The sequence below is a fragment of the Rhodobacter sp. TJ_12 genome, from assembly GCF_020023995.1.
Classification (GTDB): domain Bacteria; phylum Pseudomonadota; class Alphaproteobacteria; order Rhodobacterales; family Rhodobacteraceae; genus Rhodobacter.
This window is the reverse complement of the sequence record NZ_NRRD01000004.1, coordinates 56,043-74,370: the sequence shown is the minus strand read 5'-3', so window position 1 is coordinate 74,370 and position 18,328 is coordinate 56,043. Positions and strand designations below refer to the sequence as shown.

Here is an 18,328-nt window from a genome sequence, read left to right as displayed (position 1 = left end):
AGCCCTAGCGTGACGGAACGGGGCTGGCAAGCGGGCGCGAAACCGGGCAGGGTGGGGCCATGGTCGGGCGCATCATCGAAACCGAAGACGATATTGCCGAGGGCGCGGCATGGCTGGCGCGCACAGAGCCGCGCTTTGCCGATGCATTGGCGCTGACCGGGCCTTGGCCGCTGCGGCGCCGTGACGACGGGTTCGAGGCCTTGCGCGATGCGATCTTGGGGCAGCAGGTCTCGACCGCTGCCGCCCGCTCGATCCGGAAAAAGCTTCTGGATGCGGGCTTTGGCCCTGCACCGGCTTTGGCCGCGGCAAGCGAAGACGATCTGCGCGCTTGCGGGTTGTCGCGCCAAAAGGTGCGCTATGTGCAGGCGCTGGCGCGTTCGGGCATCGATTTTGCCGCGCTGCGCAGCTTGCCCGATGAACAGGTGATCGATCAGCTTTTGCCGCTGCCCGGGATCGGGCGCTGGACGGTGGAGATGTATCTGATCTTCGCGCTGGGCCGCGCCGATGTCTTTGCCGTTGACGATCTGGCCTTGGCCGAGGCCGCGCGGCTGCTGTTTGAACTGCCTGAACGGCCAAAACGCAAGGAATTTGGCACGCTTGCTGCACGCTGGTCGCCGTGGCGGGCGGTTGCTGCACGCGGGCTTTGGGCCTATTACGCAACCATGAAATCACGCGAGGGGGTCGCACCATGACACGCGATATGAAGCTTGGGCGGGTCGCGCCCCGGTCTGGCACTGTGAAATCGGCAGTGATTTTCCTGCATGGCTACGGCGCCGATGGGGATGACCTGCTGGGGCTGGCCGATCCGTTGGGCGAGCATTTGCCCGATACGCTGTTCTTGGCCCCCGACGCGCCCGAGGAATGCATCACCAACCCGTTCGGGCGGCAGTGGTTTCCGATCCCGTGGATGGACGAATCGAAACCCGAAGAGGCCGCGGCCGGCTTTGCGCAAAGTTCGCTCGATCTTGACGCCTTCCTTGATAAGGTGATGGCGGACGAGGGGTTGAGCCCGTCGCAGATTGTGGTCTTTGGCTTTTCCCAAGGCACGATGATGGCGCTGCATGTCATTCCGCGCCGCGCCGAGGCCTTTGCCGGGATCATCGGTTTTTCGGGCCGCCTGTTGCGCCCCGAGGCGCTGCAAGAAGAATTGCAGACCAAGCCGCCGGTGCTGCTGGCGCATGGCAATACCGATCAGATCGTGCCGTTTTCGGACCTGCAAAAGACCGCCGATGCGCTTTTGGAGGCCGGTTTCACTACCTATGCCCATGTGATGGAGGGCACCGGTCACGGCATCTCGCCCGATGGGCTGGGCACGGCGCTGTCCTTCCTGAAGGAATATCTGCCCAGCTAACCGCGCGACTGCCCGATTCCCGGGCAGGTCGTCATCTGCGCGTTGCAAAGTCATGCAAAGCCTTTGCCCGGGCAGGCTCGCCACAGATCGCGGGCCTTGCTCTGTGGCGAACGCCATATATAGTTATGACGACGGCAGGAGCGGGGGCTTCTCCGCATCGCTGCCCGCAAGCGACAGGCGGGAGGGCATCTTATGCTCGATCATGGCGACAGGAGCGACTTTCGAAAGCAATTCGTGCGCGAGCCATCGGCGCTGCGCCGTCATCCGGCGCTTGTGCTGAATGCCGATTTCCGACCGCTGAGCTACTACCCGCTTTCGCTGTGGCCGTGGCAAGAGGCGGTCAAGGCGGTCTGTTTGGATCGGGTCACGATCCTGGCCGAATATGACGAGGTCGTGCGCAGCCAAAGGCAAAGCATACGTATTCCCTCTGTCGTCGTGCTCAAAGAATTCGTCAAACCCCAGAAGCGCGTGGCCTTCACGCGCTTCAATCTTTTTTTGCGGGACGGTTTTTGTTGCCAATACTGCGGCGCAAAGGGCGATTTGACCTTCGATCATGTGATCCCGCGGTCCAAGGGCGGCGTGACAAGCTGGGAAAACGTGGTTGCCGCCTGTGCCCCGTGCAATCTGAAAAAGGCGAATAAATCGCTCAAGGCCTCGGGGCTGCGGCTGCGCCAGCCCGCGCGCGAACCCAATGCCGAGGATATGCACCGCATCGGGCGGCGCTTTCCGCCGGGCTATTTGCACGAAAGCTGGATCGATTTTCTGTATTGGGATGCGGAGCTACAGGCATAGGGCGCGCCGCTTGGGCGCACCCGTGCCATGTGGGGCCGGAAGGGGCCCAAGCCTGCTGGATCAGATCTGCTTTTCGGGCAGATGCACGACCAGCCCATCCATGTCGGGGGTCACCTTGATCTGGCAGGTCAGTCGCGAGGTTTCGGGGTTCGGCTCATAGGCGAAATCAAGCATGTCGGTTTCGGTCGGCAGCGGCTTGGGCAGACGGTCCACCCAATCCGGGTCCACATAGACATGGCAGGTCGAACAGGCGCAGGCGCCGCCGCAATCGGCATCGATGCCGGGCACGCCATTGTCGCGCGCGCCTTCCATCACCGTCAGGCCCGGTTTCACCTCGATCTCGTGCCGGGTGCCGTTTTGTTCGATATAGATGATCTTCGCCATAATCGCCTCTTGTCTGGCCGCGCTGCGGGATGCCCCCGGTTTAGGGCAATGGGCCGGTTTTGGAAAGCCGCCGCTTGGCCGCATCCTTGCTGCAAATGGGGTTTCAAGATCGTCTTTGCGGGGGCGGGCGAAACTCGTTAGGGTCTGGCAAGCTGAGTTTGCCGGATCTGCCCACCTTCATGCCGTCCGTTCGTTTCGCCATTTCTGCTCTGCCCGCGGCGCTTTTGGGGGCCGGGCTGTGGGGCTTGTCGGGCTGTGGGCCGATGGCCGAGCCGCAAAGCACGCCCGTGCCGCCGGACGACGCGCCCGAAATTGTCGCCGCCGGGCCCAGAGATTCCCTTGCGGGCGAATGGCTGGCCAAGGCGCCGGGGCCCGATACGCCGGGCTGTTTCACCGAACAATTCCGCCCCGCCGTGGTGGAAACGGTCACCGAACATGTGCTGGTCACGCCCGAGCAACGCGATCCAACCACCGGCGAGGTCACCCGCCCGGCGGGCTATCGCACCACCACCCATGCGCGCATCGTCGAGGGTGGGGAAAAGATGTGGTTTCAGCGCGTCTGCGCCGCCGAGATGACGCCTGCGCTGATTGCCACCTTGCAACGCGCATTGTTGGCGCGGGGCTATTACAGGGGGCCGATCACGGGGCTGTTGAGCGACGAGACCCAAGAGGCCGTGCGCCAGTATCAGGCGCAGCGCGGCCTCATCAGCCCGGTTTTGTCGCAGCGCGCGGCGCAGGAAATGGGGCTTGTGCGGTGGGGGGGCGTGCCCGCGCCCACCGATCCTGCGCCTAGCAGTTCCGCGCCCTCCGATCCCGCCCCCGTCGATCCCACCCCCTGAGCGCGCTGCGTGGCGGGGCAGGGCCCGGTTGCGATTTCTCGGCCATGACCGCGATGGGGCGGGCGACACGCTATGGGAAATCATGGGGTGCGGGCGCGCGCGGGGCATGGGAAATCACGGGACATTGGCGAAAACCGTCAGCCTCACACCGAATCACCTGAGCGTGTTTTGGTGTGAATGGGGGGCTTTCTGGGGGCTTTGGCCGTCAGACGCGCTGTTCTCGGATGCTGTGCCGCAAAATAATGGGAAATGCCCCCACTTCATGGGGTGCGGTCTGGGATGTGCTACCTCTCCCATATCTTGTGTGCATTTTATATACCTTCGCAATTTATGCGCAGATTTTGGGCGTGCGCGGCACAAACTCTTGCGTTTGGGGCCCGCCAGAAACAACATGCAGGGGCGCAGATTCCATGATTGCCCAAAATTTCCCTTGAAATCCCACTCTGTGCCATGGCATCACTTGTTCACGGAAGACGGGCAAGGGGCACCAAGACCCCACGGCGCAAAAGCCAGGTTTCATACAGGCACCCGCTTCACGAACGAAAGAGATCCGGCGCGCGGGCGAGCAGACATCCCCCCAGGTGGCGCGTGCAGACCGGACAGCCCAGAGATGGGACGAGGGCGGCGGATCGAGCAGTGGCAGCAGCTCGATCCGCCGTTTTCCATAACGGGCCATCGCGGGGGAACGGGACAGGAGTTACCGCCTTGGCGGGAATGTTCATCGGCGAATACACCTTCAAGGTGGACAGCAAGGGACGCGTGTCGATCCCCGCCCTGTTTCGTCGTGAACTTGAAGAAGGCGACCCGGAAGCCGCTGTCACCAAACGTCCCCGCCTTGTCATCGTTTACGGCGCCGACAGCCAAAAGATGTTGCAGGTCCATTCGTTCAACGGGTTTCAAAAGCTGGCGCAGGCGATCAACGCGCGCCCTTACAATGACCCGAACCGCGCGCTTTTGCAGCGCTTTGTGCTGAACAAGGCCCACCCGACCGAGATTGACCCAGATGGCCGCTTGGTGCTGCCCGCGAACCTGCGGGAGCGTTTCAAGCTGGCGGGAGATGCCTATTTCGCGGGCATGGGCGAAACCTTTGAGATTTGGAACCCCGAGACTTTCGCCGAAGTGGATGCGGCGCGGCTCGAAAAACTGATGGCCGAAGTGGGCGAAGATTTCGACCCGCTGAGCCTGTTGGCAAGCGGAGGCTAAGATGGAGCCCGCCACCGCCCCGCATGTGCCCGTTTTGCTGCGACCGCTCCTTGAGGCGGTCGCGCCTGTCTTTGGCACATGGATCGATGGCACCTTTGGCGCGGGCGGCTATACGCGCGGGCTTTTGGCCGCTGGCGCGGGCCGGGTGATCGGCATCGACCGTGACCCGCTGGTGTTTGACATGGCGGCAAGCTGGCGGGGCAATTATGGCGCGCGGCTGACGCTGGTGGAAAGCACCTTTTCGGAATTGGATAGCGTTGCCCAAGCGGAGGCGCCCGAGGGCGTGGATGGGATCGTGCTCGACCTTGGGGTGTCCTCGATGCAGTTGGACCAAGCCGAGCGTGGCTTTTCTTTCCTGCGCGATGGCCCGCTCGATATGCGCATGTCGCAAGAGGGGCCCTCGGCGGCGGATCTGGTCAATACCGCAGACGAGGGCGAACTGGCAGATATTCTGTATCACTATGGCGAAGAGCGTGCCTCGCGCCGGATCGCGCGCGCGATCTGCGAGACGCGGAAAACCACGCCTTACGAGACGACCAAGCAATTGGTCGCCACGGTGGAACGTTGCCTGCCGCGCCCGAAACCTGGCCAAAGCCACCCCGCCACGCGCAGCTTTCAGGCGCTGCGCATCGCGGTGAATGATGAATTCGGCCAGTTGATCGAAGGGTTGGAGGCCGCCGAACGTGCGCTGAAGCCCGGTGGCAAGCTGGCCGTTGTCACCTTTCATTCGCTGGAAGATCGCGTCGTGAAACGCTTTTTTCAGGCGCGCTCTGGCCGGGCGGGGGGCGGCAATCGGTATGCCCCTGTGACCGAGGCCGAAGCCCCCGCTTTCACGCTTTTGACCCGCAAGGGGGTCGGCCCCGACGATCAGGAACTGGCCGAGAACCCGCGGGCGCGTTCGGCCATTTTGCGCGTGGGCGCGCGCACCGAAACCCCCGCAGGCCGGGCGGATCGCACCACTTTGGGCCTACCCGCCCCTGTTTTTTACGATGATAAATATCGGGATCGCCGCAGATGAAGACCGTCTCCTATCTTCTTGCCGCTCTTGTTGTTTTGGGGCTCGCCTTCTGGGCCTATCACGTCAATTACGCCACCAAGGATCGGTTGGCGGAACTGCGCAGCCTGAACCAAGAGATCGCCGATCTGCAAGAGGGGCTCAACGTGCTCAATGCCGAATGGGCCTATTTGAACCGCCCCGAGCGGCTGCGCGAACTGGTCAATCTCAACTTCGCCTCGTTGCAGCTGCTGCCGCTGGCGCCCGAACAATTCGGCACCGCCGCGCAGGTGGCCTATCCGCAGCCCGAAGAGATGGCGCCCAATTTTGCGGCGATGGGGCTGGGCGCGCCGATTGATGTGGCCGCGCGGGGGCAGGAGGATCTGCAATGACCCCGACACCACGCAAGCCCCTGCGCCCGTTGGCGCATATTCTGGAAGCCCGCGCCAAGGGCGAAAATCCCGACAAGATCGAACGGGAAAACATTCGCGCGCGCGGCGAGGCCGGGCGCGAGGCCGCCCGCGCCAAGGCCGAATGGCGGATGTGGCTTGTCATGGGCATTTTCATGATCTGCTTTTCGGCGGTGGGGCTGCGCATGGGCATGATCGCTTCGGCCACCCCGCAAGAGCCGCAGCGCGGCACCTCGGCCCCGGCGATCTTGGCACAGCGCGCCGATATCACCGACCGTGCAGGCCGGGTGCTGGCCACCAATCTTGTAACGCATGCGCTTTACGCCCAGCCGCCGATGATGGTGGACCCCGAAGGCACGGTCGAAAAGCTGGTCGCCATCTTCCCGGATCTGGATGCCAAGCGGCTGCGCAAAGATTTCACCGGGTCGCGCAAATTCGTCTGGATCAAAAAGAAAATCTCGCCCGAACAGATGCAGGCCGTGCATGATATTGGCGAGCCGGGTCTGTTGTTCGGCCCGCGCGAGATGCGCCTTTACCCCAACGGGCGTCTGGCGGCCCATGTGTTGGGCGGCGCGCGCTTTGGCACCGAGGGGGTCGCCTCGGCGGAAATCATCGGCACGGCGGGGGTGGAGAAAGCCTTTGACGGCTGGCTGCGCGATCCGGCCAATAATGGCGCGCCGCTGACCTTGTCGCTTGATCTGACGGTGCAGCAGGCGCTGGAGGAATTGCTGGCGGGCGGCATGCGGCTGATGAATGCCAAGGGCGCGGCGGCCGTGGTGATGGAGGCCCATACCGGTGAGATTGTCGCGCTGGCAAGCCTGCCTGATTTTGACCCGAATGATCGGCCCGCGCCGCTGACCAAGGGGGATGCGTCGGATAGCCCGCTGTTCAACCGCGCGGTGCAGGGGGTGTATGAGCTGGGCTCCACCTTCAAGATTTTTGCTGCCGCGCAGGCGTTGGAGCTGGGTCTGGTGACCCCCGAGACCAAGGTTGAAACGAAGTCGCCCATGGTCTGGGGCAAGTTCCGCATTCGTGATTTCCACAATTACGGCCCCGAGCTTTCGGTCACCGATGTGATCGTCGAAAGCTCTAACGTGGGCACGGCGCGGATCGTGCAGATGATTGGGCCGGAGCGCCAGCAAGAGTTTTTGGAAAAGCTGGGCTTCATGCAGACCACGCCGGTGGAATTGTCCGAAGCCTCGGTGGGCCGGCCGCTGTTGCCGCCGAAATGGTCCGAGCTTTCGGCGATGACGGTGGGCTATGGTCATGGCATCGCCGCCTCGCCGATGCATTTGGCCGCCGCCTATGCGACGATTGCCAATGGCGGGCGCCGGGTCACGCCGACGCTGATCCACAGCGCCGATCATCCGCCGGGCGAACAGGTGATGCGCCCCGATGTGGCGCGCACCGCGATTGCGATGATGCGCGCAGTGGTGACGCGCGGCACCGCCTCTTTTGCGGATGTGCCGGGCTACGAGGTGGCGGGCAAGACCGGCACCGCCGATAAGGTGCGCCCGACAGGCGGCTATTATGACGATAAGGTGATTGCCACCTTTGCCTCGGCCTTTCCGGCTTCGGACCCGAAATATGTGCTGGTGCTCACGCTTGATGAGCCTTCGTCTTTTGCCGCCAATGCGAACCGGCGCACGGCGGGCTGGACGGCGGTGCCGGTGGCGGCCGAGGTGATCCGACGCATCGCGCCGATCTTGGGGCTGCGCCCCAGCGATGTGGAGCCCGAAACGCTTGAGGGCATTCAACTGGTCAAAGCCTCGGGCCACTGATCGCACGATGGCACCTTGCGGGCTGGCCATGCGCCGCTCAGCGGGGGCGGGGCGCGTTGACGCAGGCATCGCCTTCCCGATAAATGGCATAAACGGGAAAGAAGGACACCAGATATGCCCCTTACAGCGAAGCCATTGAGCGCATTGGGGCTGACGGCCCGCTCGGGCGAGGATGTTTCGGTCAGCGGGCTTTCGGTCGACAGCCGCCTTGTCAAACCCGGTCATCTGTTCGCGGCCCTGCCCGGCACCAAGGCGCATGGGGCGACCTTTTTGGAGGGCGTGATCGAACGCGGCGCGGTGGCGGTGCTGACCGATCGCGCGGGCGAAGAAATCGCCAAGCCGCTTTTGGCCAATGCCCCGGTCGCGCTGGTTGTTGTGGAAGATGCACGCCTGGCGCTTGCTTGTGCGGCGGCGCTGTTTTTTGGCGCGCAGCCCGCGACGATGGTGGCGGTGACCGGCACCAATGGCAAAACCTCGGTCGCGGCCTTTACCCGGATGATCTGGCAGGCCTTGGGCCATGAAGCCGCCAATATCGGCACCACCGGGGTCGAAGGGGCCTATAGCGCGCCCTCGGCCCATACCACGCCCGAACCCGTCACCTTGCACCGGCTTTTGGCCGATATGGCGACGGCGGGGGTGACCCATGCGGCTATGGAGGCAAGCTCACACGGGTTGGCGCAGCGGCGTTTGGATGGGGTGATGCTGCGCGCGGCGGCGTTTACGAATTTCACCCAAGACCATCTCGACTACCACGAAACCTTCGAAGACTATTTCGACGCCAAGGCGGGGCTGTTCAACCGGGTGCTGCCCGATGATGGCACCGCGGTGATCAATGTCGATGACCCCAAGGGCACCGATCTGGCCTTGCAGGCGGTGGCGCGCGGGCAAAAGGTGGTGCGGATCGGTCGGGCCGATGCCTGCGAAATTCAGCTTCAGGCGCAACGCTTCGATGCCTCGGGCCAAGATGTGCGGTTTCTCTATCTGGGCGGGCCGCAACTGGTGCGCCTGCCGCTGATCGGCGGGTTTCAGGCGATGAATGTGCTGACCGCGGCCGCGCTGGTGATTGCCTGTGGGGCGGAACCGGCCGAGGTGTTTGAGGCGCTGCCCAAGCTCACCACCGTGCGGGGGCGGATGCAATTGGCGGCGACCCGCGCCAATGGGGCCACGGTCTTTGTCGATTATGCCCATACGCCCGATGCGGTGGAGACCGCGCTCAAGGCGCTGCGCCCGCATGTTTTGGGGCGCTTGGTGGCGATTGTCGGCGCAGGCGGGGATCGCGACCGCACGAAACGGCCGCTGATGGGCGCGGCGGCGGCGGCCCATGCCGATCTGGTGATCGTTACCGATGACAACCCCCGCACCGAAGACCCGGCCAGCATTCGCGCGGCGGTGATGGAAGGCGCGGGGGCGGAGGCACTGGACGTCGGCGACCGGGCCGAGGCCATCTTGCGCGGCGTCGATGCGCTGGGGCCGGGCGATGCGCTGTTGATCATGGGCAAGGGGCATGAGCGGGGGCAGGTGATCGGCGCCGATGTCTTCCCCTTTGATGATGCAGAGCAGGCCTCGATTGCCGTGGCTGCGCTGGATGGGGTGATCTGAAAATGGCAGTTTTATGGACATCGGACGACGCGGCCACCGCCACCGGGGGCCGCGCGACCAAGGCTTTCGCGGCGACGGGACTTTCGATCGACACCCGCTCGATCCGGCCCGGCGATCTGTTCGTGGCGCTGAAGGATGTGCGCGATGGGCATGATTTTGTGGCCGATGCGCTGAAAAAGGGCGCCTGTGCGGCTTTGGTCAGCCGGGTGCCCGAAGGCTGCACCGAGGCCGATCCGCTTTTGATCGTGCCCGATGTGCTGTCCGCGCTGGAAGACCTTGGCCGCGCGGGCCGGGCGCGGGCGCGGGCACAGGTGATCGCGGTCACCGGATCGGTGGGCAAAACCTCCACCAAGGAAATGCTGCGCGCCGTCTTGTCGGCCCAAGGCACCGTGCATGCCGCCGAGGCCAGCTTCAACAACCACTGGGGCGTGCCGATCACGCTGGCGCGCCTGCCGCAAGAGGCTAATTTCGCCGTGGTCGAGATCGGGATGAACCATCCCGGCGAGATTTTGCCACTCGTCAAGATGGCGCGACCCCATGCCGCAATGATCACAACCGTGGCGGCGGCGCATCTGGAAGCCTTTGAAAACCTCGAAGGGATTGCGCGCGAAAAGGCGGCGATCTTCGAAGGGCTGGAGCCCGGCGGGACCGCCGTGGTGCCCACGGGCTTGCCGGTGACAGACCTGTTGCTGGAGGCCGCGCGCGCGCAGGCCGCCCATGTCGTTACCTTTGGGCCTGCGCCCGGCTCAGACCACCTGTTATGTGCCACGACGATCCGGGGCGATGCCACGATCGTACAGGCCGAACAGGCCGGTATGCCGCTGCTGTTCAAGGTGATGTCGCCCGGAAAGCACTTTGCAAACAACGCTTTGGGCGTGCTTGCCTTGGCGGGTGCGGTGGGCGCGGACCCCGCCATTGCCGCGCTTGATATTGGCCAATGGGTGCCGCCTGCAGGGCGCGGGGCGCGCGAGCGGGTCTGGCTCGATATCATCGACGAGGCGCAAAGCTTCGATCTTTTCGACGATGCGTTCAACGCCAACCCCGCCTCGATGGCGGCGGGGCTGGAGGTGCTGGCCGGGCAGACCCCGCGCGATGGCGTGGGCCGGGTCCATCGGGGGCGCCGCGTCGCGATTTTGGGGGATATGCTGGAGCTGGGCGCCGAGGAGGGGCGGCTCCATGCCGCAATTGCCGAACATCCCGCAATGGCAATAATCGACGTGATACACGCGGCGGGCCCCAGAATGAAACAGATGTTCGAGGCTTTGCCGCGCGACCAACGGGGGGAGTGGTTCGAATCCGCCAAGGATCTCGCCGCGCGTGCCCCCCACCTCGTAGATGCGGGAGATGTGGTGCTGGTGAAGGGCTCGAAAGGTTCGAAGGTCAGCCTCGTGGTTGACGCGTTGCGCAAACTGGGTCAACCGGGCGCGGCGGAAGCTTTCAAGGGAAAAGAGTAATGCTTTACTGGCTCGCCAATCTTTCGGACGGGGGCGATTTCTTCAACCTGTTCCGCTACATCACCTTCCGGGCCGGGGGGGCATTCTTCACCGCGCTTCTGTTCGGCTTTTTGTTCGGGCGCCCGCTGATCGATGCGCTGCGCCGCAAACAGGGCAAAGGCCAGCCGATCCGCGACGACGGGCCCGAAGGCCACTTGGCCAAGGCGGGCACGCCCACCATGGGGGGCTTGCTGATCCTGTCGGCGCTGCTGGTTTCCACGCTTTTGTGGGCGCGGCTGGATGAGGCCTATGTCTGGATCGTGCTGGGCGTGACCTATGGCTATGCCGCGATTGGCTTTGCCGATGATTATGCCAAGGTCACCAAGCAAAACACCAAGGGCGTAAGCGGGCGCACCCGCATGGCTTTGGGGCTGGCCTTGGCGGCGGCGGCGTCACTTTTGGCGGCGCTGGTGCATCCCGATGATCTGGCATGGCAACTCGCTTTGCCGGTCTTCAAGGATACGCTGATCAATCTGGGGCTCTTTTTCATTCCCTTCGGCATGTTTGTCATTGTGGGCGCCGCGAACGCCGTGAACCTGACCGATGGCCTGGATGGTCTGGCGATCATGCCGGTGATGATTGCGGCGGGCACTTTGGGCTCTATCGCCTATGTGGTGGGCCGCACCGACTTTACCCAATATCTGGGCGTGCATTTCGTGCCGGGCACTGGGGAGTTGTTTGTCTTCACCGCCGCGCTGATCGGCGGGGGGCTTGGGTTCCTCTGGTATAACGCGCCGCCAGCGGCGGTTTTCATGGGCGATACCGGCTCTTTGGCACTGGGCGGCGCTTTGGGCGCGATTGCCGTTTGCACCAAGCACGAGCTTGTTCTGGGCATCGTCGGCGGGCTGTTCGTCGTCGAGGCGCTGAGCGTCATCATTCAGGTGGCTTACTTCAAGGCCACCGGAAAACGGGTGTTTTTGATGGCACCCATTCACCACCACTTCGAAAAGAAGGGCTGGGCCGAACCGCAAATCGTGATCCGTTTCTGGATCATTTCCCTGATCCTTGCGCTTATCGGTCTTGCCACGTTGAAGGTCAGGTAACCCTTTGAAAGGAAGGACGGACCCCGCATGATCAAGAACTTCACCGACCCGCTGAAAATCACGGCGCTGATGCTGCCGTTTCTTGTTCTCTTCGCCGATCTGTCGGGGATGAGCAATCTGACGCTGGGCTGGGGCCCGGTCGTTGCGCTGACCATCGGCCTTTTGGCTTTGTGCCGTCTGCTGGATGTCATGGTGGGCGCCGATGACCGCAAGATGACGCCCGAGCGCGCGCGCATGGCGATCTGGGTCTTCCTGCTCGCGCTGGACCTTGTCGCGCTGATCTTTGCGATGATGCAGCCGGGGCTGACGCCCTTGGTGATCGCGCTGGCCGTCGTCTTTGGCTTTGTCGGTATCCTTGGCCCGGGCCTGAAAAAGCGCGCCTGATCCAGAGCCAACCGGCCTTCCGACCCCGCGCCCTGATCCGTCAGGGGCGGGGTTTTTCTTTGCCTGACCTGTGTCAGAAGGGGCGTTGGGGCGGGAAGGGCTTTCCCTTTCATCTTGGCTCAAATATCTCGGAAGGGCGGGCCGTGCGCGGCCCACATCCAACGGCGAGGGCATAAAATGATTCCGGTTCAGGGCTTTGAGGGCGCAAAGGTCGCGGTGTTGGGGCTGGGCCGGTCTGGTCTTGCGGCGGCGGCAGCCCTTCAGGCCGGTGGCGCAGAGCCCGTTTTGTGGGATGACAGCCCCGAGGCGCGCGCCAAGGCGGAGGCGGCGGGTTTCACCTGCTCCGATCTGACGCGCCAAGGGGCGTTTGATGGGATTTCCTGTCTGATCACATCGCCCGGTATCCCGCATCTTTACCCGCGCCCCAATCCGGTGATTGCGGCGGCGATGGCGGCGGGGGTGCCGGTCGATAATGACATCGGCCTCTTCTTCCGCTCTTGGGCGACCGAGGCTTGGGATGATTTCGAGGTCGCGCCGCGCACCATTTGCGTGACCGGCTCAAATGGCAAATCCACCACCACGGCGCTGATCCACCATATTTTGCAGCACGCCGGGCGGCCCACGCAGGTGGCGGGCAATATCGGGCGCGGGGTGCTGGATATCGATCCAGCGGTCGAGGGCGAGGTGGTGGTGCTGGAATTGTCGAGCTACCAAACCGATCTGGCCCGCGCGCTGACCCCCGATATCGCGGTCTTCACCAACCTGTCGCCCGATCATTTGGACCGGCACGGCGGCATTGGCGGCTATTTCGCGGCGAAGCGTCGGCTTTTTGCCGAGGGCGGGCCGGATCGCGCGGTGATCGGCGTAGATGAGCCCGAGGGGGTGTATCTGGCCAATCAAATCGCCATGGGGCGCGAAGATGATCGGCTGATCCGCGTCTCTGTCGCGCGCAAGCTGGGCGATTACGGTTGGTCGGTGTTTGCGCGCAAGGGCTTCTTGGCCGAATGGCGCAAGGGGCGGCAGGTGGCCTCGATCGATCTGCGGGCGATCACCGGCTTGCCCGGCGCGCATAACCACCAAAACGCCTGCGCGGCCTATGCGGCGGTGCGCAGCCTTGGGCTGGCCCCGAAGCTGATCGAAGAGGCGTTTCATAGCTTTGGCGGGCTGCCGCATCGCAGCCAAACCGTGGCCGAAAAGCGCGGCGTGCGGTTTGTCAATGACAGCAAAGCCACCAATGTCGACAGCGCCGCCAAAGCGCTGGAGGCATTTTTGAATATCCGCTGGATCGTGGGCGGCATGGGCAAAGAGGGCGGCGTTGCGGCGCTGAAACCCAGCCTTGGCGCGGTGAAGAAAGCCTATTTCATCGGCCATTCGGCGCGGGATTTTGCGCTGGAACTTGCCCCCCTTGACCACGAGATTTGCGAAACGATGGAGGCCGCCGTCGCTCGCGCCGCGGCAGAGGCCGAGGCAGGCGATACCGTGCTGTTAGCCCCGGCAGCGGCAAGTTTCGACCAATATCCCAATTTCGAAAAACGGGGTGACCATTTTACCGAACTGGTGCAGGCTTTGCCCGACTGACATCTTTGGGAGGGGATGATGGAGGGAAGCTGCACCTGCGGCGCGCTGCGCTATCGGCTGTTGGACGCGCCAATGATCGTTCATTGTTGCCATTGCACGTGGTGCCAGCGCGAGACCGGATCGGCCTTTGCCGTGAATGCGATGATCGAAACGGACCGGTTAGAGGTCACCGGGGCGGTTGACTATGTGATGACGCCCTCGGCCTCGGGCAAAGGGCAAGAGGTGGCGCGCTGCGCCCATTGTCAGGTGGCGATTTTCAGCCATTACGGCGGCGCGGGGCGCAAGATCGCCTTTGTCCGCGTGGGCACCATGGCCGACCCCGCCGCGTGCCCGCCCGATGCGCATATCTTCATTTCCACCAAGCAGCCTTGGGTGGAGCTTGGGGCCGGGATGCCCGCCTTTGACGGCTATTACCGCAGCGCCGATTTGTGGTCCGAAGCATCGCTGGCGCGGCGCAAGGCGGTTTTGGGCAAGTAAACCTTTGGCCAAACGTGCCGTTTGGCCGCGCCGGGCGCGCTTGACAGCTTGTGCGCCAAGGCAAAGAAAATCTGTATTATTCCGAACGGATAAGGCTGTGCAGATGAAACAGATTTTTGGGGCCGCGCTGGCCGCGTTGGCGTTTGCGGGTGGCCCCGCCGGGGCGGACAGCTTTGCCGATCACCCGGTGGACATTTATACCGGCCAAGCGGTGATGCCCGATTTCGCGGGCGCGCAAAGCGCCTATTCGATGTTTCGCACCCGGCTGGGTGAGGCCGCGCAGGGCGGGGCCAATTACGCGGGCAACTATGTGCTTTACGAAATGGGCTGCGGCACGGGCTGCGTGATGGCCTTTGTGATCGATCTGACCAGCGGCGCGATCATGGATGCCCCGGTGAGCGGCGAGCGGCAGTTGAATGCGCGTTACTACTACCGGGCCGATAGCGCCCTGCTTAAAACCACCTGGATCGAAGGACCGTGGGACACTGGCATTTGCATGATTGGCGAATGGACGCTGGATGCGCGGGGCTTTCACCTGATTTCGACCACGCGACATGTGCCGCTGGAGGATTGCCAAAGTTAAAGCACCACCGCCCCAAGCGTGCCGCCAAGCGCAACCAGCGCCACGGGCGGCAGTTTGGTCAGAAAAACCAGTGTTAGCAAAAGCGTGGAGAGGGCGGCTGCGGGCCAACTTTCGACCCCATGCGGGGCGAGTTGTGTGACCCATGCGGCCCCAAGTAGCCCTACCACGGCGGCGTTCACCCCCGCCACCGCGCCGCGCAACCGGCGAAAGCGGCGCAGCCGTGCCCAAAGCGGCAGGGCGAGTGTCAGCAGCGCAAAACCGGGGGCGAAAATCGCGAGCGTGGCGACAATCGCACCCCAAAGCCCCGCCTGCGCCGCGCCCAGATAGGTGGCGAAGGTGAAAAGCGGCCCGGGCATCGCCTGTGCCAGCCCGTAACCGGCCAAAAAGCGCGCCTCGCCCACCAAGGCCCCCAGACTTTCTTGCAAAAGCGGCAAGACCACATGCCCGCCGCCAAAAACAAGCGCGCCTGCCGCCAGATAGGGCCGCGCAAGGGGCAGGGTGGCCAGCAGCAGGCACAAGGCAAAAAGACCCAGACCCAACGCAAGGCTGTGCGGCGGGGCGGGTTCTGCACTGCCGCTTGCCGCCTCGGGTTCGGGCGAAAAGGCGCCGATCAGCGCGGCCCCGGCGATCACCGCCATTTGCAGCGCCGTTTGCGACCAAAGCACAAGGATCAGCAGCGCCAGCCCCGCCAGAACCCGGCGCGGTGTGTCGGGGCACAGGCTGCGCGCCATGGTCGCGACGGCCTGCGCCACCACGGCCAAGGCAACCAAAATCAACCCGGCCAGCGCCCCGGCCAAGGGCCCGGTTTCGGGCAGGTGTAGCGCCAAGCCCCCCGCGAGCCCCATCAGCAGGGCCGAGGGCAGGGTGAAGCCCGCAAAAGCGGCCAAGGCCCCCGGAGCGCCCGCGCGCGCAAGCCCGATGAACAGCCCCAATTGTGACGAAGCGGGGCCGGGCAGAAATTGCGCGAGCCCCAGCGCCTCGGCAAAGCGGGTTTCGGACAGCCATCGTTGTTGCGCCACGAAGACGCGGTGAAAATAGCCGATATGTGCGGATGGGCCGCCGAAACTGGTCAGCCCCAGCCGCGCGAATGCGGTGAAAACCGCCCTCACCACAGGCCCTTGGTGCTGTCTTTAAGCAGCGCGGCAGAGCGGTGCAGCGCCTCCCATTCGGGCGGATCAAGCGAGGGCACAAGGGTCGAGACCACCCCTGCCGCGCCCACCACGCGCGGCAGGCTGACCGCCACATCCTCAACCCCGGCCACATGCGGGGTGCGGATCGACAGCGACAGCACGGCGCGCTGATCGTCGCGGATCGCCAGCACCAGCCGCGCCAGCCCGGCGCCGATGCCATACCATGTCGCCCCTTTGCCCTCGATGATGCGATAGGCGGCGCGGCGCACGCCTTCGTCAATCTTAGCGCGCACCTCTTCGGTGATCTCGACACCCAGTTGCACCGCGATCCGGTCAAGCGGTTCGGCGCCCACCCGCGCGCTGGACCACGCCAGAACTTCGCTATCGCCATGCTCGCCCAGCACAAACCCGTGCACCGAATGCGACGACACCCCCAGATGCCCCGCCACCAGCGTGCGAAACCGCGCCGTGTCCAGCAGCGTGCCGGTGCCGATCACCCGTTCGGGGGGCAAGCCAGAGGCGCGCTGCGCCACCTCGGTCATGATGTCGACGGGGTTGGAGGCAACGACCAGAAGCGCCTCGGGCGCATGGGCGCGAACCTTGCCTATGACCTCGGCAAAGACATCGGCATTGCGCGCCAACAGGCTGAGCCGGCTTTCGCCGGGCTTTTGCGCGACCCCGGCGGCCAAGATCACGATCCCCGCGCCCGCAAGGCAGTCGTAATCCCCCGCGCCCAGACGACAGCCTTCGGCAAAGGGCACGGCATGGTGGATATCTTCTTGCTGCGCGCGTGCCAGCGCCATGTTGCGATCGACAAACACCACCTCGGAGGCGGCGCCGCGCATCGCGATGGCAAAGCCCGCCGCCGAGCCCACCATGCCCGCGCCTACGATGCCCACTTTCATAACGAAACTCCCTTGGTGTCTTTGCGTGATAGCGCCAGCATGGCACCCCGTTTTGCAAAGGAAAACCGCTATTGCGGCGCGCGGTTCCGATCGACTCTCTTTTGCGCGCGGCGCAGCACTGCCTTTTCCCTAGGCACCGCTGACAAGTTGGGCTAAACTTGACGCAAGATCCGGTCACCGGGCGATCAGAGGCAGCAAGGGCAGTATTGCCATGACGGAAATGGTTTTTGGCACCGTCCCCGTGCGGGCGACGGATGCAGTTTTGCCACGTTGGTGGCGCACAATCGACAAATGGGTTTTGGCGGCGGTTTTGGCGCTGTTTGGCGTTGGCATGCTTTTGGGCTTTGCCGCCTCGGTGCCGCTGGCCGAAAAGAATGGGCTGGCACCGTTTTTCTATGTGAAGAAACAGGCGCTGTTTGGCACGATTGCGCTGATCATCATGCTGGGGCTGTCGCTTTTAAGCCCGCAACAGGTGCGCCGCATCGGCGTGATCGGCTTTTTGGGCGCCTTTATCACCTTGATGGCGCTGCCGATCATCGGCACCGATTTCGGCAAGGGCGCGGTGCGTTGGATTTCGCTTGGCTTTGCTTCGGTGCAGCCGTCGGAATTTCTCAAACCCGGCTTCGTCATCGTGGGCGCGTGGTTCATGGCCGCCAGCCAAGAGGTCGCCGGACCGCCCGGACGGCTTTATTCCTTTGTTCTGACCGCGGTGATCGTTGTCACGCTGGCGCTGCAACCCGATTTCGGCCAGGCGTCGCTGGTGCTGTTTGCCTGGATGGTGATGTATTTCGTGTCGGGCGCGCCGATCCTGCCCTTGGCCGCCACGGCGGGGCTAAGCGCGGTGGGCGGCGTCTTCGCCTATAATATGTCGGAACATGTGGCGCGCCGGATCAATGGCTTTCTAAGCGCCGATATCGATCCACGCACCCAGATTGGCTATGCCACCAATGCGATCCAAGAAGGCGGTTTCTTTGGCGTGGGCGTGGGGCAAGGCTCGGTGAAATGGTCGCTGCCCGATGCGCATACCGATTTCATCATTGCAGTGGCCGCCGAAGAATACGGGCTAATCCTCGTTTTGGTGATCATCGCGCTTTATGCCACGGTGGTGCTGCGTTCGATCGCGCGCGTCACCCGCGAGCAAGACCCGTTCGTGCGGATCGCGGGCACCGGGCTGGCCTTCGCCTTTGGGGTGCAGGCGCTTATCAATATGGGCGTTGCCGTGCGGCTTTTGCCGGCCAAGGGGATGACGCTGCCCTTTGTCAGCTATGGCGGCTCGTCGGTCATTGCCTCGGGCATTGCGCTGGGGTTTCTGCTGGCGCTGACCCGCACCCGCCCCAAGCATGAGATTGCCCGCATTCTCGGCACCCGAACGAACGGCTAAG

Annotated in this window: 19 protein-coding genes; 16 read left to right on the top strand and 3 right to left on the bottom strand. The window is 63.9% G+C overall.

Annotated features, from left to right (window positions below; genetic code table 11):
- Positions 1-59: 59 nt before the first annotated feature.
- From CKO11_RS05170 to CKO11_RS05160, 3 genes are all read left to right on the top strand, one after another.
- Positions 60-692 carry a DNA-3-methyladenine glycosylase family protein gene (locus CKO11_RS05170; RefSeq protein WP_223633759.1) on the top strand — a complete coding sequence of 211 codons (633 nt, stop codon included), beginning with the start codon at positions 60-62 and terminating at the stop codon, positions 690-692.
- Positions 689-1,351 carry an alpha/beta hydrolase gene (locus tag CKO11_RS05165; protein ID WP_223633756.1) on the top strand — a complete coding sequence of 221 codons (663 nt, stop codon included), beginning with the start codon at positions 689-691 and terminating at the stop codon, positions 1,349-1,351. Before CKO11_RS05170 ends, CKO11_RS05165 begins: the two co-directional genes overlap by 4 nt.
- A gap of 192 nt (positions 1,352-1,543) precedes the next feature.
- Positions 1,544-2,143, top strand: a complete 600-nt coding sequence (locus tag CKO11_RS05160) for an HNH endonuclease (RefSeq protein WP_223633752.1) — start codon at positions 1,544-1,546, stop codon at positions 2,141-2,143.
- A gap of 60 nt (positions 2,144-2,203) precedes the next feature.
- Here CKO11_RS05160 and fdxE read toward each other — a convergent pair whose 3' ends face one another.
- Complete coding sequence (gene fdxE, locus CKO11_RS05155) at positions 2,204-2,527, bottom strand: ferredoxin FdxE (protein ID WP_223633749.1); 324 nt, start codon at positions 2,525-2,527, stop codon at positions 2,204-2,206.
- Positions 2,528-2,706: 179 nt separating this feature from the next.
- Here fdxE and CKO11_RS05150 point away from each other — a divergent pair, with 179 nt between their 5' ends.
- The 12 genes from CKO11_RS05150 (at position 2,707) to CKO11_RS05095 (ending at position 14,911) form a co-directional block, all read left to right on the top strand.
- Positions 2,707-3,366: a peptidoglycan-binding domain-containing protein gene (locus CKO11_RS05150; RefSeq protein ID WP_223633738.1), complete on the top strand. Its 660-nt coding sequence runs from the start codon at positions 2,707-2,709 to the stop codon at positions 3,364-3,366.
- 714 nt (positions 3,367-4,080) lie between these two features.
- Positions 4,081-4,569 (top strand): division/cell wall cluster transcriptional repressor MraZ, encoded by a 489-nt coding sequence (gene mraZ / locus CKO11_RS05145; protein WP_223634278.1) that lies wholly within the window; start codon positions 4,081-4,083, stop codon positions 4,567-4,569.
- Position 4,570: 1 nt separating this feature from the next.
- Positions 4,571-5,587 (top strand): 16S rRNA (cytosine(1402)-N(4))-methyltransferase RsmH, encoded by a 1,017-nt coding sequence (rsmH, locus tag CKO11_RS05140; protein ID WP_223633734.1) that lies wholly within the window; start codon positions 4,571-4,573, stop codon positions 5,585-5,587.
- Positions 5,584-5,955 carry a cell division protein FtsL gene (locus CKO11_RS05135; protein WP_223633731.1) on the top strand — a complete coding sequence of 124 codons (372 nt, stop codon included), beginning with the start codon at positions 5,584-5,586 and terminating at the stop codon, positions 5,953-5,955. The genes rsmH and CKO11_RS05135 overlap by 4 nt, the downstream gene beginning before the upstream one ends.
- On the top strand, positions 5,952-7,754 hold the full coding sequence (locus CKO11_RS05130) for a peptidoglycan D,D-transpeptidase FtsI family protein (protein WP_223633729.1): 1,803 nt from the start codon (positions 5,952-5,954) through the stop codon (positions 7,752-7,754). The genes CKO11_RS05135 and CKO11_RS05130 overlap by 4 nt, the downstream gene beginning before the upstream one ends.
- A 114-nt stretch (positions 7,755-7,868) precedes the next feature.
- Entirely contained in the window at positions 7,869-9,353 is a 1,485-nt protein-coding gene (locus CKO11_RS05125; protein ID WP_223633726.1) for a UDP-N-acetylmuramoyl-L-alanyl-D-glutamate--2,6-diaminopimelate ligase, read from the top strand.
- A 2-nt stretch (positions 9,354-9,355) separates the two neighbouring features.
- Positions 9,356-10,807, top strand: a complete 1,452-nt coding sequence (locus tag CKO11_RS05120; protein ID WP_223633724.1) for a UDP-N-acetylmuramoyl-tripeptide--D-alanyl-D-alanine ligase — start codon at positions 9,356-9,358, stop codon at positions 10,805-10,807.
- Positions 10,807-11,889, top strand: coding sequence for a phospho-N-acetylmuramoyl-pentapeptide-transferase (mraY, locus tag CKO11_RS05115; RefSeq protein ID WP_223633721.1), 1,083 nt, complete (start codon positions 10,807-10,809; stop codon positions 11,887-11,889). The genes CKO11_RS05120 and mraY overlap by 1 nt, the downstream gene beginning before the upstream one ends.
- A 27-nt stretch (positions 11,890-11,916) precedes the next feature.
- Positions 11,917-12,273, top strand: a complete 357-nt coding sequence (locus CKO11_RS05110) for a hypothetical protein (protein ID WP_223633718.1) — start codon at positions 11,917-11,919, stop codon at positions 12,271-12,273.
- 177 nt (positions 12,274-12,450) lie between these two features.
- Positions 12,451-13,851 carry a UDP-N-acetylmuramoyl-L-alanine--D-glutamate ligase gene (gene murD / locus CKO11_RS05105; protein WP_223633715.1) on the top strand — a complete coding sequence of 467 codons (1,401 nt, stop codon included), beginning with the start codon at positions 12,451-12,453 and terminating at the stop codon, positions 13,849-13,851.
- Between the two features lie 18 nt (positions 13,852-13,869).
- A complete protein-coding gene (locus CKO11_RS05100) occupies positions 13,870-14,328 on the top strand; it encodes a GFA family protein (RefSeq protein WP_223633712.1) in 459 nt (152 codons plus the stop codon).
- Positions 14,329-14,431: 103 nt separating this feature from the next.
- The gene (locus tag CKO11_RS05095; protein ID WP_223633709.1) at positions 14,432-14,911 is read left to right on the top strand and encodes a hypothetical protein; all 480 of its coding nucleotides are present in this window, start codon (positions 14,432-14,434) and stop codon (positions 14,909-14,911) included.
- Here the strand turns inward: CKO11_RS05095 and chrA are convergent.
- Positions 14,908-16,020, bottom strand: a complete 1,113-nt coding sequence (gene chrA, locus CKO11_RS05090; protein ID WP_223633707.1) for a chromate efflux transporter — start codon at positions 16,018-16,020, stop codon at positions 14,908-14,910. The two genes, CKO11_RS05095 and chrA, sit on opposite strands and share 4 nt — an antisense overlap.
- Positions 16,017-16,946 carry an L-lactate dehydrogenase gene (locus tag CKO11_RS05085; protein WP_223633705.1) on the bottom strand — a complete coding sequence of 310 codons (930 nt, stop codon included), beginning with the start codon at positions 16,944-16,946 and terminating at the stop codon, positions 16,017-16,019. The genes chrA and CKO11_RS05085 overlap by 4 nt, the downstream gene beginning before the upstream one ends.
- Positions 16,947-17,157: 211 nt before the next feature.
- Between CKO11_RS05085 and CKO11_RS05080 the strand changes: the two genes are divergently transcribed.
- The gene (locus CKO11_RS05080) at positions 17,158-18,327 is read left to right on the top strand and encodes a putative peptidoglycan glycosyltransferase FtsW (protein ID WP_223633704.1); all 1,170 of its coding nucleotides are present in this window, start codon (positions 17,158-17,160) and stop codon (positions 18,325-18,327) included.
- Position 18,328: the final 1 nt, after the last annotated feature.